This is a genomic window from Kistimonas asteriae (assembly GCF_018263925.1).
Taxonomy (GTDB): domain Bacteria; phylum Pseudomonadota; class Gammaproteobacteria; order Pseudomonadales; family Endozoicomonadaceae; genus Kistimonas; species Kistimonas asteriae.
In genome coordinates this window covers 112,533-126,049 of the sequence record NZ_JAEVHF010000014.1, presented here as the reverse complement: position 1 = coordinate 126,049, position 13,517 = coordinate 112,533, and the positions used below count along the sequence as shown (strand labels likewise).

The following is a 13,517-nucleotide window of genomic DNA, read 5'->3' as shown; positions in this document are numbered from 1 at the left end:
AGAATACTGGTTGCGAGCGTCGCCAGAGAGAGAGTCAGCAGGCAGCATTCCTTGATGGTCAATCGGTCATCCATGGGGTCTCCTCGGTAATGGTCAGTCAGTGATGTATTGGGCGGCAAGTACCTTGATGGCATCTGCGCAAAATGTTGTTATGAATCTTGCCTGTTAGCGCAGGAATCGGGGATTATAGTAGGAGTGAAGGTTGTTCAACAATAAGTAAACGCTGTGAGTTTGGCTGGGTATTAGAGCAGAGAATCAGGGAGGGCGAAGCGGTGTATGGTGGAATGCGTATAGGGGGGTGCCTTCTGGTCTTGCTGGGCGGGTGTATGTCTGATCTGACGGGGTACAGTTATAGTCGGGGTGAAATTGCCAGCCAGGCATGGGTTGATGTCGGTACCGTGATTGCTGTGGAGGTTGTTGGCAGGGTCGCAGGTTCTGGTGATACGGCTGATGCCAACGCCGACAGCCGGCATGTTTTCATAACTGTTCAGCTTGATACCGGCGCACATATCTCTATTGAGCAGGCAGTGGATCTGGACGATCCCATTCATAAAGGGGACAGGGTAAAGCTGGTATCGGAAGGCGGTGTGACACGTGTTGTAACCGCTGCGCCCTTGATGAATCAGTGAATCAACCATTAGACTGCAGGATTTCCTGTTCCGGTAACCACCATGAAAAAAGATACACTGGTCGCAGTCGGTATTGTCGGCTGTATTGTGATCCTTGGCGGTCTATGGCTCTGGCACGATCATGCGACAGTGCAGCCATTGCACTCGGAGCCTGAGGCGTCGTCTACGTTTGATCCGGTGCCCGTGTATACGGATGATGTTGATCCTCACAGTGATGCAGCGGATGTCACCCGTATCATTGTCAGCGACAGCCTCAAGGGAAGCGATGTGGATATTGACCAGGTGTTGTCTGACAAGGTGATTGTCAACGACAAGGTAGTGAACCTCCCTCAGAAGGGCAGTCAATAAAGAATATTCGGCTGATCAGCCTGATTATATTTGAGTAAACACGCCATGAGCCTGTTAATTGAAGTCGATGAACTGGCAGAGAGGCTGGACGAGCAATCGTTACGGCTGATTGATGCTCGCTTTTCGCTGCAGGATATCAACCTGGGTAAACAGCAGTATCTTAGCGGCCATATTCCTACCGCCGTTTATGCAGATCTGGAGCAAGACCTGTCTGGTGCTATTGTACCGGGTATCACGGGGCGGCACCCATTACCTGATCCTGCGCAATTTGCCAAACGACTGCAGTCCTGGGGAATCAGCGAGACCACACAGGTTGTGATCTATGATGATGGCAGCCATGCAATGGCGGCACGTTGCTGGTGGTTGCTGGAGTGGGCCGGATTGTCCCGTGTGCGCGTGCTTCATGGGGGGATTAATGCATGGGTTGATGCAGGTTTGCGGGTGACCCGGGAGGCTAGAATACCTAATCTGAGCGACTATGTATTTTCACCCTGTTATAAGCGTACGGTGACGGCGGATGATGTATTGATGCTGTCACGTGAGCCGGCAGTATTGCTGGATGCGCGAGGGCAGGAGCGTTATGCCGGCCGGTTAGAGCCGATTGATCCAGTGGCGGGACATATTCCCGGTGCTGTCTGTATGCCGTTTACTGACAATATGGATGACAATAACCGCTTCCTTTCACCGGATGTGCTGGCGGAACGTTTCAGGCGTTTCTATTCAACCTCTGATACGGGTGAGGATATACGGCCGGTTTGTTATTGCGGCTCGGGTGTGACGGCCTGCCATAATATCCTGGCCATGCGATTGGCCGGTTTGCCCTGGCCGGCGTTATACCCCGGCTCCTGGAGTGAGTGGATTACTGATCCAGCCCGCCCCGTGGCAACCGGCGACTGAGTCAGCGCCGGCAGGGAACCAGTGAGCGTACATCTTCCTCTTTCAGCAGTTGCATGATCAGCTTGTCCTGGCTCTTTTCGCCCTGGACGCGGAGTTTGACTTCGTAATGATCCCGCTCGGGCTTGAACTCGGCAATAAAGTTGCTGACTTCAAAACCGCCCCCACGACTGGTTGAGAGAATCTTCTCCAGACAGCCGGGGTTGTTGGCTGTGATCAGTTTGAGCTGAATGCTGGTCATGCTGTGTTTCCGTCGTTGTGTGCCGCCAGTAATAAAAAACCCCCGGACCGGTTCGGTGCGGGGGTTTTTTGTGTCTGCTGCTTATCAGTCAAAAACGCTTCCCCGCCGGCTGATCATGGTCATAATCCCGGTCATCTTAATCAGTTTAGTGGAAGTCGCTGTAAATGCTGTCACGGCTGATAGGCTCAGTTTGTCCAAATCGGGGATAAGTATAACACGCATATTTGTGTTGAAAACCCGTGAATTTGTGCGTTTTGTCCACGTTGGGGTTTTGGTCTGACTAAACTGGCGGAGGGTGTTTTTCTGCGGAGATCTGCAATGCTGCGTGACAAGCACAACCTGGTTGATGATTTTCCCGAATACCAGGAACGAATCCAGACCCTGAAACAGACGGATGAAAGTTTCAGGAACCTTGCCCGAGAGTATCATGAGGTTGAGCATCAGGTGCGTGGTCTGGAGATGCAGAGTGTACCGACGACGGATGCGCATTATGAGGCGTTGAAGATGAAACGGGTGCAGCTTAAGGATGCCATTTTTAACCAATTGAGTAAGGGGGTGGCCTGACCATGATAAGTCCGCCCTGTTCAATGACGGGGTGGGTGTTATTCGGATTGTCTGATGGTATCGTAAGCTTCCACCTGGCGTATGCAGTAGAGACGACGTTTTCCGCTGCATGAGGGGCTGTCCGCACGTAATGATCCATTCAGCATGGTTGTGCGCCTATCGTGACAGTCAGGTGTATGTTAATGACAACCCGGTATGGGACAAAGAGAAACATGCAAGAGTGGAAGCCAGATAGCTGGAGACAGAAAACTGCCCTGCAGCAGCCGGAATACCGAGATCCCGGTAAGGTCATGCAGGTAGAATCAGAGTTGCGCCGTATGCCGCCGCTGGTCTTTGCCGGTGAAGTGCGTGCATTGTATCAGCAGCTTGCCGATGTTTCAGAAGGACGCGCTTTCCTGCTTCAGGGCGGTGACTGTGCTGAGAGCTTTGCCGAGTTTTCAGCTGATAATATTCGAGACACCTTCAAGGTGTTGATGCAGATGGCGGTGGTGTTGACCTTTGGCGCCAGCTGCCCGGTTGTGAAGGTGGGGCGACTGGCTGGCCAGTTTGCCAAGCCCCGTTCGCAAGGTATCGAATCCCGTGATGGCGTTGAGCTGCCATCCTATCGGGGTGACATCATCAATAGTAATGAATTCACTGAAGTGGCGCGTGAGCCTAACCCGGAACGGTTGTTGGCTGCTTATCATCAATCCGCTTCAACGTTGAATCTGATTCGTGCGTTTGCTCAGGGGGGGCTGGCCTCTCTGGAGCAGGTGCATGAATGGAATCTGGGCTTTGTTAAGGCTACGCCACAGTCTGAGAAGTACTTGAATCTGGCTGAACGTATTGATGAGGCGCTGGCCTTCATGAAAGCCTGTGGCATAACCGGCGCCAATACCGCAGCCATCAGGGAAACCAGTTTCTATACCTCCCATGAGGCGCTGTTGTTGCCATATGAAGAGGCGCTGACCCGGCGTGACAGTCTGACGGGGGACTGGTATGACTGTTCTGCCCATATGCTCTGGATTGGTGATCGTACCCGCCAGCCGGATGGTGCCCATGTTGAATTCATGCGCGGTATTCATAACCCGATTGGTATCAAGGCAGGGCCGACGACAGATCCTGATGAGCTGTTGCGTCTTCTGGATACGCTGAATCCTGACAATCAGGCGGGCCGTATTAACCTGATTGTACGTATGGGGTCAGATAAAATAGAAGAGTGTCTGCCACCGCTGATTCAGGCTATCCAGCGAGAAGGCAGTAAAGTGGTCTGGAGTTCGGATCCGATGCATGGCAATACCATCAAGGCCGCGAATGGGTATAAAACCAGGGAGGTGACCCGGGTCTTGCAGGAAGTTCGCCGATTCTTTGCGGCTCATCGGGCAGAAGGAACCTATGCCGGTGGTGTCCACTTTGAAATGACGGGTCAGAATGTGACTGAGTGTGTGGGCGGCTCACATTGCGTGACGGTTGAAGGGTTGGCTGATCGTTACCATACCCACTGTGATCCAAGGCTGAATGCCAGCCAGTCACTGGAGATGGCGTTCCTGATTGCAGAGACATTGAAGGATTGCAGGAAGGATCATCAGGCGACGTTGGGGGGTTCGGTCGTAGATAAAGTGGTAGCCTGAGCAGATAATCATCCGGATGCTTGCCTGTTGCGGTGTCCGGGTGTTCGCTCAGTGAGTGTGGCGATGATATTTTTGACAAATAAAAAAGGGTTGCAGACATGCAACCCTTTTTTATTTGGTCGGTGTGAGAGGATTCGAACCTCCGACCCCTTCCTCCCGAAGTCGAAGAATGCGTATTCTGTAAAATATTTCAATATGCGCGAATTCCTCGCAAAGCCTTGCTACGCCAGGCATCTTGTTTATTTGGGTTGATAATAATTGATTAAAACTTGTACTAAGGTATTGGCAATTTTTCCATCAAGTGACTCTGAATAAGTAGAGTTGGTCTTATGATGGTCTTATGGTTAGATTAAATATTGATCGTTTTTGGTGATATGAAATGTTGACTGGTAGGTCTTGAGTGGATGTGATTTTTTTGTTGACAAAAACAGAAAAACCGGCAGCGCCGGTTTCTTGGGGATTCAAAATCCTAGCTGTTAAGTTGCGGATTTTTCTCTCTAGTCCCATTTTGGTCCCGTTGAATATGGTTCATATGTACCAAATCCGCTGAAACCGTTGATATAGCTGGTCGGTGTGAGAGGATTCGAACCTCCGACCCCTTCCTCCCGAAGGAAGTGCGCTACCAGGCTGCGCTACACACCGATAATCTGTTAGGGTGACCCCCTGCTGAGTGCGGGTCGCATATTACTTCCAGCGAGAGGGGCTTGCAAGCCTGTTTCCTGGTTTAAACAGGTTATTTCGGTAAAAACGTACAGATAGGTTTTGTCTATCAAGTGAAAGGTGGTGAAGTGATGGATGGTTTTAGCTATGACTTGTTTATTTGAAAGGATGAAGGATAAGTACGCAGTGGTACTGTTTTTAGGCAGGGTTGAATAAGGGGCGACAGCTTCCTCGGAAGCACGTTAGAGGGTATAAAAAATTTGATAGCAAATGTAGTTAATTAACCATTGTCCGATTGTGCTTATGCTGTATCAACAAAGAGTCTGGATTCATATAAGGCGGCTTTCAGATAATCTGTTTTGTTGTATTGTGTCGTCTTTGGAGTGCAATGGAGTGAGGGTGTCTGTATTGGTTTCGGGTCGATACAGTCTGAGGCTGGCGATGGGAGTGCATCCAAAGCGTTTCATGTGTTGTTGTGTTATTTAACGTTGATGGTCAAATTTACTGTTAGCGGAGCGTTTGTTGTGTAGTGGTTTATTCAGATGATTGTTTGTGCTGAGGGAGTTGTTTGGGATGGGTAGGGAAAACACTATTTCACGGCTCTGTGGGTAACAGAATCCAGCGGGATGGCTTTATGAATCAAGGTTGGGGTTGGAATGAATATGTCTATATCCCATTTTAGGCATTAAGTGGTTTGTGTCTGGCCTCCCCGGTTTGGGGAAGAGGTGACTGTAAAATGCATTCATCAGAGTAGTCGTTGTTGTGCTGTAACACGTAATCTCAGGCGTATGATTATGAAGGGTTAAGCATGCTTCTGAGGGCTGTGTTCTCGATCTGTTATTAATCGCTTAATGAAGTATGCCGTTATGTGGCTATGTAACAATTAATGGTTGTTCAGCATTATAATGATTGTGGGTGATGCCGTAGAACGTTTGGGGGCTAATGTTTTTAGTGGCAATCTTTGTATGGGTAGGTATCTTTTCTGGCGTGTGAAGTGCCCATGATGCGACGACAGAATCATGGGCACAGCAAGGGCTGTTATTCTACGACACAGTCCAGGCGTTTTTTACCGGTGCGTTCCAGGTAAGCAGCGAAGTCAGCAGGAATACGGCCAGCATTGCTGCCTTCCCAGATGATTTCGTTGCCTTCATTGGTTTCATAACGGAAAGTCATGCGTTGAACGTCACGACGCTTGCGGGTGGTAGATTTGCCTGCCAGCACTTCATTGAGGTCTTCGAGGCTGATGTTGTGGTCTTTCATCAGCTGGATGATGGTTTGAAGTTGTTCCTGCTTTTCTTGCAGGACAGCGGCTTGCTGTTCAACTTCTTCTGTCTTCTCTTCCAGGACGGCCTGAACGCGAGAGAGGACGTTCTCTACATCTTCGATGTGAACATTTTTGAACAGAGTGCGAAGCTTGGTTTTGGATTTGAGGACGGCGAGAGATTCTTCGAATATATTCATAGGTACGTTATCTTCGTAGTGTGATGTTGTGTATTTAACGGCTCACGCGAGCGCCATTGACCATTCGGAATATCTGGCGCATCTCTTTTATGCAGACAGGTGATTAGCGACGTTTCTGCATGCCATTGAAGTCATAACATGCTGCGCTATTCACCTCTCTGAACATGAACATCTTATGCGCAGAAGTTAAGTTTGCCAGAAAATTGAACGCTTGTAATCAATTCGGGTTTATTTACTATAAAATCCGCAATGGTTTTCGTTTTCGCACGTATTCATTCACGTATTATCCTTGTCATCTGCTCTATGTCTGTCGTTTATTGAACGACACGCAGCCTGCCAATAAATTCCCGGTTGTCACAGGTGTTGCCCGTCAATTTTCGTTGTTGTTTGCGATAAAGCGCCAGCTCTGCGCCAACGGCTTCACGGAGTGTGACACGGCCTGAACGTTTACCATTGCTATCAATGCGTATGGCGCCTTCTTTTAATGCCTCAAGGTAACGCTCCTGTTCTACGAAATAGCGCAAGGCTATTTTTATCAGCATCGGAGGCACTTGGTCGGTTTCGATCATCTCCTTGTGTATGCCAATTTTCAAAGGTACTGGTTCGGATATTCTGAATAAATGTGGCCATACCTCCCTGGCAATGCGCAGTGCTTCTGACTTGGGGATTTCGGCTTTCGATCTACCAGACAGTTTTTCGATATCTTGCTTCAGTGTCTCGCTAATGCGTGAGTCCATCGTCTTGTATTCCGGTGATGGTGTCTTCTGCATGAAAATGTATGCTATTCATTTCATTATGATGTATGCAGCATAAACCAGACTGTTATCGACGACTAGAGCCGGCCAGTGGAAACCGGCGTTTTTCTTTGTGGTCGATGAAAGAGGAATCTATTGAGTATGAGTTGCATTGATTCATGTCGTGTGTTCGGTCTTTTAATGCATGAAATGCCATATCGGGATGGAACAATTTCGTGATTGGCTAGAATCATAGAATATCTGCCGTTTAGGGGCGGGCTAGGGACAGCTTTAAGAGCAGGTTGAATCATGCGGGTATGTCATGGATGTCAGAAGTCAGTACGCGAGAATGCCATTTATGTGATGGGGAAATATTGGCATACGCATTGTTTTGTTTGCGCAGGTTGCAGCCGGGCGCTTGAGTCTGACCGGTTTGTGGTCTTTGGTAATAAACCGTGGCATCAGCACTGTTTGCGTTGCCCGGGCTGTAATAAGCCGGTAGTTGATCAGTATATAGAGAAGGATAATGCTCCCTGGCATGTAGCCTGTTTCCATCAAAAATTCACACCTTCCTGTGCTGTCTGTGGTGAGCCATTGCAGGGGCGCTACTTTCAGGACTTCTGGGGTAATCGATATTGTGCAAAACATCGAAACTATGACCGCTGCACCAGTTGTGGCCGTATAGTGTGTGGACCGTTGACCGGCGGAGGGATGCGTTTTCCGGATGGTCTGGTCATCTGCAACCTGTGTTGCGACAGTGGCATTATCACAGAAGCCCGTGCGGAAACCCTGCTGCAGGAAATGCGTCAGGCGTTGAAGCAGATAGGGCTGAACCTTGCGAATGCCCCGACGCCCATTCATTTGGCGGGGCGGGATGAATTGCACAAGTTCAGCCGTCATAAGCATCATGAAGAGCACCCGCTGCTGGGACTTGCCCGCTGGCAGGTGACTCGCGCCAGTGGTCGAATTGTGGATCGTTCCTTTCAGGACATTATTATCCAGCAGAATCTGCCGGAGCTTCATTTTCGAACGGTAGCCATTCATGAGCTCTGCCATGCCTGGTTTTTTTACAATCAGTATGAAGGGCTGCCCCTGGAGGTCGAGGAAGGCATGTGTGTGTTGATGGAGTACCTGTGGTTGCGTCATCAGAAAACCCGGGAGGCGGCCTATTTTATTCAGCAGATTGCACAATCACCTGACCCGGTTTACGGTGATGGTTTTCGCCAGGCTCGTCAGGCGCTGAAGCGTCTGCCCATGAAAGTGCTGCTACAGTATCTGAAAGAGAAGCATCGTTTTCCGGGCGCAATCGCTGCGTTTTTTTATCATTAATAATGCCGATTGGTGAAAAGGAGATAGGCATGGATGCCAAAGCTTTCGGTGATGAGATTATTACCGTCAGACCGCAGGAAGCGACCGAAACCCTGCAAAATCTGCCTTATTTTATTGGTGTTTCTGAGCAGACGGCGGGGAGTAAGGGCTTATCGCTCAGTTTTATCGTGATACCGCCGGGGGCGGTGTCCGAAGCCCATGAGCACGATGGTTACGAATCCGCTATCTATGTGCTGGAGGGGGAAGTGGAGACCCGCTATGGTGAGTATCTGGAAAAGCGGGTCATTAACCGGGCGGGTGACTTCATTTATATTCCTCCCGGACTGACACATCAGGCGTTTAATATGAGTGAAACACAACCCGCCCGTGCCCTGGTGGCCCGTAATGATGCCAATGATGTGGAGAAAGTAATTTTGAGTCAGCCGTCGGCCTGACTCTCGCTCTCCATCACAACCGGTTCAGTTCTGATGGCATGTCGAGTGGGTATGAGGCAGAATCTGCCCACTGTTTTCACTGATTGTTCGGGGCTGTTATGGAACTCTCGCTGTCTTTCCCTGAAACCCGTGTGCTGGGCGCGCTGATTGAAAAAGCCATCACGACGCCGGACCAATACCCTCTCACGCTGAACAGCCTGACTAATGCCTGTAACCAGAAAAGTAACCGGGAGCCAGTGGTTTCCTATGAGGAGTCCGAGGTGCAGCAGGCGGCTGACAGTCTGATCGCCAAGCGGCTGGTGACGGAGTCGTCCGGGTTTGGCAGCCGGGTTCAGAAGTACCAGCACCGTTTCTGCAATACTGAATTTTCTAACCTCCGGTTTTCCGAGCAGGAGCTGGGTATTCTCTGTGTTCTCTTTCTGCGTGGGGCTCAGACCCCTGGGGAGTTGCGCAGCAGGACCAATCGACTGTGTGCCTTCAGTGACGTGAAAGAGGCTGAGGTTGTCTTGGATAACCTGGCGTCAAGAGTTGATGGGCCTTTTGTCCGGAAATTATCTCGTGAGGCGGGGAAGCGTGAGTCCCGCTATGTTCACTTGTTCTGTGATGAGGAGGGTGAGGAGCTCGTCGCCTGTGAAAGCGGCGGAGGCTCGGTAGGGGGCTTGGAAGAGCGAGTCGACATCCTGGAGGAGCAGGTAAGACAGCTTCAGGCGCAGATTGCAGTCCTGGCAGAGAGGCTGTCATTGTAAGCGAATACTCGACCTGCCTGGGCTCTCAGGCGTTATCGTCCTCTTCGATCATGTCCAGGGCCATGCGCAGGCCCTGTTGAATGCCCTCCAGGAAGATCTCCTTTTCCTCGTTAGGTATAGCCTCATGCCTCGAGGGGGAGGATTTCTTTTCCAGGTCGGCTTGCAGCTTCAGGTAACATTTCAGACGTTTTTCAATTCTGAATATGCTCTTTTCCGTGCTCATGGGCTGATCCCTTTGGTCTCTGAAAGGTGAATCGGCATGGTGTTGTGCAATTTGAGGAAAAAATGCCGATACTCTGGCTGTTTTGTTCCGTTACAGGGCGCGTTACTATCGAGCCTGGTGGAAATGGTGCCGTGAGTGTCATTGGTTAATTCCGTTATCACGTTGGTATGTATGGCAGTGGTTAAGACTCGAAATTCAGGAAAGCAGGCCGTATCACCGGAAACCCGGGATGAAGCGATGAAAATCGCCCGTGGTACTCAGCGTCCCGGTCAGACCAAGGAGCAGACGCGACTGGTTGCCCAGGGTATCCAGAAGGGGATTGATCAATACAAGAAGCAGCAGAAAGCCAAGGCCCGTGAGCTGGATAAACAGCGCAAGAAAACGCAGTCTAGAGAGTCTGCGACTGTTGAGGTCGGTGAGGTAGAAAAAGTGGTGGTCTATCGCCAGCATCGGCTCCCTTGGGTTTTGCTGGTGATCACGTGGGCGGCGATTGCAGTCTATGCTGGGCTGTTATGGCAGGGATAGTGCAGGATTGACGTATAAAAAAAGCCGGACAAGCCGGCTTTTTCATGGGGTTGAACAATCGCTTAGTAGCGACGCTCGAAACCACCACGGTTGTTGTCGCGACGACCACCGCCACCGCCGCCAGTGCGTTCGGTAGCAAAGTTGACGCGCAGGTCACGACCGCCAACGTCCTGACCGTTAGCAGCCAGTGCTGCTTCAGCGTCAGAAGGGTTAACGAAGGATACGAAACCGAAACCACGAGAGCGGCCAGTTTCACGATCCATGATGATTTTAACTTCTTGCAGTTCACCATACTGACCGAAAACGGCTTCCAGATCTTGCTCAGAGCTGGAAAATGCCAGGTTACCTACAAACAGCTTGTTCTGTTGCATGTTGATTCATCTCCGATGACGTTATTGCTACTACTTTACTGTTACCTTAAACATCGAACGCCACAAAGAGACTCTGCGTTTTCGGGCATCAGTTAAGGGACACTTAATTGAGAGGCGAGTCTAAACTGTTTTATGTCTGGCGTACAATACATTAATCGTCAAATTCGGGAAAAGAATGTAAGGGAATCCGCGCATAAAATGGACGTATTTAGCGGGGATTTCCCTGTTATTTGATTCAATTAAACTGTATTTTACTTATTCAAATAAAATCAGGCTCTGGTGGGTATAGGGCAGGGTGAATAAAGGGTATCAGCGCCAGAATCAGGGCCTGTTCATAAACGCTGCTGCGGGTTAAGCGGTGCCCAGTCAGTAGGCCGATAGCGCCACCTTTCTGTTTTATATTGTGTTCATTGAACATGGCATCCATCGCTTCGCCCAGTTCAGCCCCTTTCTTAATCCTTTGTAACGCTTCCGGTGGTAGTGGCAGGCTGGCGGAGCGAGCTTCACCTCGCTGGTTTACGCTTTCGATGACCATCCAGGCAAAGGTCAGCGGACTTTCTATACCAGCTTCCAGTCCAACCCAGAAATCGGCGTCTGGCTGTTGGCGTCTGGCATTGGTGACCCGGTTGCGTGCACCGGTCAGGGTCTCATCACCGGACAGGGGTTGGTCGGCAACGCCGCTGTCGATGGCAATGCCTTCAAACACCATCTCTTCATGCATAAAGACCTGTGTGAAGGCTTGTTGGACGGCATTGATTTTGGCCGGATTGGTGGAGGCAATGATTACCTTGCGCATCATAAACGAGCGTTTTTCCTTGATATGATTTCTGTCAGAGCCAATCGTTCAACATGACACCGATACTGAGGCGATTGACGCTGGCGTTATAGTCGATCAGGCTCTCGCCGTAGCCATTGAAATATTGTACATAACCCCTGATCCGTGGCGTTAGCGGGAAAGACCAGCCAAGCTCCATGGCGCCCTTGTTATCGCTGCGCAGATTGTTCCTTACCATGACGCTGAGCTTATGCACGCCCAGGGTGTAGAACATCTGAACATCGCCATAGCCGAGGTATTTCTCTATATCAGGGTTGTCGTCACCGCGTGGATCATCAGGGGAGTCCTTGCTGCTCTCGGGAATCCGCCACCAGGGGTTGACTGAGAAATAGAAGTTGTCGTGCTCAAAGACAAAGTTCGCAAACAACCGGTTCCAGCTGCGAGACAGGCTGCCGCTGCGGCCGTTGGACTGATGGTTAATCCCGGCTTGAATCATGCTGAGCTTTAGGCCAAGGACATCGTAATCCGTATTGAAACTGAAAAACGCTTCGGGCTCATGGTTGGTATCCCGGAATGGGCTGGAGTGATCCTTGTTATAGGCCTGCCACCAGGAAACCCCGGTATAGGCAAAATACAGATCGCCATGTCCATTGAATACGCCCTGGGCGACCGGCACCTTGAGGCTGAGCTGGAATTTGACCTCGGTACTGTCGAAATCATCCTCGCTGGCATCAAAGGGCTTGCTGTTCGGGTTGCTGTTGTAGGAAATAGGCAGGAAATAGTTTTGCCGGTGAGGCGTCAGGACAAACAGTTTGTTCTGGGTGCGCTCCTCCTGCTGGACACGCTGTTCCAGCAGTGAATCAGTGTTCTCATCGCTGGCTGCGGAGGTGATGTCAGAGCCTGCAGAGGGCGCGTCAAGGTCGGGCAGGGCATCCACAGTTTGAGGTGGTCGGCAGCGTGCCTGAAGTTGTGCCACGGTAGTGTCCGGTGAAGCGTCATGGAGAGCTTCCAGCAGGCAGGTCTGATACTCCGATGCCCAGAGTGATTGGGGCGTTAAAACAGACAGAAGGCCTGCCGTCATGATGGATGGCAGTGATGCATTTTGCAGACAAGGAAAATCAGGCATACGGCTATGATGTCCTGAAGCGGTGTTATTTGGTGCTATGGTATAGCCCAAGTTGCCTCACGGCTACGGAAAATGCTTGTTTTTATGGGAATTTTCGGTGTTTTAGAACGTTAGGGTCAGACCTTGGTCTAATAGATGGCGGTGTCTTTGGGCCGTATCGACGAAGGTCGAATGGTGATTGTTGACCATTCCGGTATCCTGATAATCATGGAAAAACCGGAAGGAGGTGATTGCCATGACATGCCATTGCAATCTGTATGTGATGAATAATGCGTCACCGTGTGTCAACCGGTTGATGAATACCGTTCAGGTGCAGCCGTTTCTTGAAGAGTTTCCGGGATTTATGAGTGGCCGTGCCGTGTTGGCGATGGCACTTGCTGCAAACTTTTTGGTTAATAGTCGCTTGTACCGAAAAAAATACCGGGCGAGGTCCATGAGTCGTCGAGTGTGCAAGCCCGGTAGGCCTGAATTACTTTGGTTCAGGCGTAGAAAACCCGTTCGTTTGATAAAAAAGCGCAAAGCCTATATCTAACATAGTCATTGCTATTGTCATTCACCGTATTACTTTTTTTGCGTCGTCATAATAAAGGTCAGACGGGCATAAAGGCTGTAGCGGCTTTTTCATTCATAGAATCACCAGTTCCACTAATAACCAATTCACCACGATTTAGCACTGCAAACTGGTCCGCCAGAGGTCCCGGGCAAATTCAAAAAACTGTGCGACCGAACGATTACCATGTTGCCTCTACCCCTTAAAGGGTAATGACAGACTGAATGCCCTTGATGATGTATGGCTGAATACCTTCCGTGGGCTCACCCGGAATGAGTAGTTCTGGCCGGCAGGTCA

At 50.3% G+C, this 13,517-nt stretch carries 17 protein-coding genes and 1 tRNA gene; 10 read left to right on the top strand and 8 right to left on the bottom strand.

Translation table 11 applies throughout. The annotated features are described in order from the left end of the window. Positions 1-326: 326 nt before the first annotated feature. Genes KHS78_RS16070 through KHS78_RS16060 form a run of 3 tightly spaced genes read left to right on the top strand, consistent with a single transcriptional unit; the run spans position 327 to position 1,874 of the window. Positions 327-629, top strand: coding sequence for a hypothetical protein (locus KHS78_RS16070; RefSeq protein ID WP_211829488.1), 303 nt, complete (start codon positions 327-329; stop codon positions 627-629). A 42-nt stretch (positions 630-671) separates the two neighbouring features. Beyond that, positions 672-977 carry a hypothetical protein gene (locus tag KHS78_RS16065; RefSeq protein WP_211829487.1) on the top strand — a complete coding sequence of 102 codons (306 nt, stop codon included), beginning with the start codon at positions 672-674 and terminating at the stop codon, positions 975-977. Positions 978-1,022: 45 nt separating this feature from the next. Further along, positions 1,023-1,874, top strand: a complete 852-nt coding sequence (locus KHS78_RS16060) for a sulfurtransferase (RefSeq protein WP_211829486.1) — start codon at positions 1,023-1,025, stop codon at positions 1,872-1,874. Position 1,875: 1 nt separating this feature from the next. On the opposite strand, the gene KHS78_RS16055 is transcribed toward KHS78_RS16060, so the two are convergent. Continuing rightward, positions 1,876-2,112 carry an ACT domain-containing protein gene (locus KHS78_RS16055; protein ID WP_211829485.1) on the bottom strand — a complete coding sequence of 79 codons (237 nt, stop codon included), beginning with the start codon at positions 2,110-2,112 and terminating at the stop codon, positions 1,876-1,878. 318 nt (positions 2,113-2,430) lie between these two features. Between KHS78_RS16055 and KHS78_RS16050 the strand changes: the two genes are divergently transcribed. Beyond that, a complete protein-coding gene (locus tag KHS78_RS16050; RefSeq protein ID WP_211829484.1) occupies positions 2,431-2,676 on the top strand; it encodes an HP1242/YdcH family protein in 246 nt (81 codons plus the stop codon). Positions 2,677-2,888: 212 nt separating this feature from the next. Further along, positions 2,889-4,286 (top strand): class II 3-deoxy-7-phosphoheptulonate synthase, encoded by a 1,398-nt coding sequence (locus tag KHS78_RS16045; RefSeq protein WP_211829482.1) that lies wholly within the window; start codon positions 2,889-2,891, stop codon positions 4,284-4,286. A gap of 565 nt (positions 4,287-4,851) precedes the next feature. Here KHS78_RS16045 and KHS78_RS16040 read toward each other — a convergent pair. From KHS78_RS16040 to KHS78_RS16030, 3 genes are all read right to left on the bottom strand, one after another. After that, positions 4,852-4,928: transfer RNA gene (locus tag KHS78_RS16040), tRNA-Pro, on the bottom strand. 1,056 nt (positions 4,929-5,984) lie between these two features. Next, positions 5,985-6,407, bottom strand: coding sequence for an H-NS family histone-like protein (locus KHS78_RS16035; protein WP_211829481.1), 423 nt, complete (start codon positions 6,405-6,407; stop codon positions 5,985-5,987). Positions 6,408-6,721: 314 nt separating this feature from the next. Then, positions 6,722-7,177, bottom strand: a complete 456-nt coding sequence (locus KHS78_RS16030) for a ProQ/FINO family protein (RefSeq protein ID WP_211829480.1) — start codon at positions 7,175-7,177, stop codon at positions 6,722-6,724. A 273-nt stretch (positions 7,178-7,450) separates the two neighbouring features. Between KHS78_RS16030 and KHS78_RS16025 the strand changes: the two genes are divergently transcribed. The 3 genes from KHS78_RS16025 to KHS78_RS16015 all read left to right on the top strand — a co-directional run bounded on the left by KHS78_RS16025 (position 7,451) and on the right by KHS78_RS16015 (position 9,650). After that, positions 7,451-8,470, top strand: coding sequence for a protein DA1 (locus KHS78_RS16025; protein ID WP_211829479.1), 1,020 nt, complete (start codon positions 7,451-7,453; stop codon positions 8,468-8,470). A 29-nt stretch (positions 8,471-8,499) separates the two neighbouring features. After that, complete coding sequence (locus KHS78_RS16020; protein ID WP_211829478.1) at positions 8,500-8,904, top strand: cupin domain-containing protein; 405 nt, start codon at positions 8,500-8,502, stop codon at positions 8,902-8,904. Between the two features lie 98 nt (positions 8,905-9,002). Continuing rightward, on the top strand, positions 9,003-9,650 hold the full coding sequence (locus KHS78_RS16015; RefSeq protein WP_211829477.1) for a YceH family protein: 648 nt from the start codon (positions 9,003-9,005) through the stop codon (positions 9,648-9,650). A gap of 25 nt (positions 9,651-9,675) precedes the next feature. Here KHS78_RS16015 and KHS78_RS16010 read toward each other — a convergent pair whose 3' ends face one another. After that, positions 9,676-9,873 carry a hypothetical protein gene (locus KHS78_RS16010; protein WP_211829476.1) on the bottom strand — a complete coding sequence of 66 codons (198 nt, stop codon included), beginning with the start codon at positions 9,871-9,873 and terminating at the stop codon, positions 9,676-9,678. A gap of 177 nt (positions 9,874-10,050) precedes the next feature. Between KHS78_RS16010 and KHS78_RS16005 the strand changes: the two genes are divergently transcribed. Next, entirely contained in the window at positions 10,051-10,398 is a 348-nt protein-coding gene (locus KHS78_RS16005) for a DUF2956 domain-containing protein (RefSeq protein ID WP_343216925.1), read from the top strand. Between the two features lie 62 nt (positions 10,399-10,460). Here the strand turns inward: KHS78_RS16005 and KHS78_RS16000 are convergent, their stop codons facing one another. From KHS78_RS16000 to KHS78_RS15990, 3 genes are all read right to left on the bottom strand, one after another. Then, positions 10,461-10,769 carry an RNA recognition motif domain-containing protein gene (locus KHS78_RS16000; protein WP_211829474.1) on the bottom strand — a complete coding sequence of 103 codons (309 nt, stop codon included), beginning with the start codon at positions 10,767-10,769 and terminating at the stop codon, positions 10,461-10,463. Positions 10,770-11,028: 259 nt separating this feature from the next. After that, the gene (gene yjjX / locus KHS78_RS15995; RefSeq protein WP_211829473.1) at positions 11,029-11,568 is read right to left on the bottom strand and encodes an inosine/xanthosine triphosphatase; all 540 of its coding nucleotides are present in this window, start codon (positions 11,566-11,568) and stop codon (positions 11,029-11,031) included. 31 nt (positions 11,569-11,599) lie between these two features. Further along, positions 11,600-12,670 carry a phospholipase A gene (locus KHS78_RS15990; RefSeq protein WP_246506562.1) on the bottom strand — a complete coding sequence of 357 codons (1,071 nt, stop codon included), beginning with the start codon at positions 12,668-12,670 and terminating at the stop codon, positions 11,600-11,602. 135 nt (positions 12,671-12,805) lie between these two features. Here KHS78_RS15990 and KHS78_RS22505 point away from each other — a divergent pair, with 135 nt between their 5' ends. Beyond that, positions 12,806-12,940 carry a hypothetical protein gene (locus KHS78_RS22505; protein ID WP_281417090.1) on the top strand — a complete coding sequence of 45 codons (135 nt, stop codon included), beginning with the start codon at positions 12,806-12,808 and terminating at the stop codon, positions 12,938-12,940. Positions 12,941-13,517 lie beyond the last annotated feature (577 nt).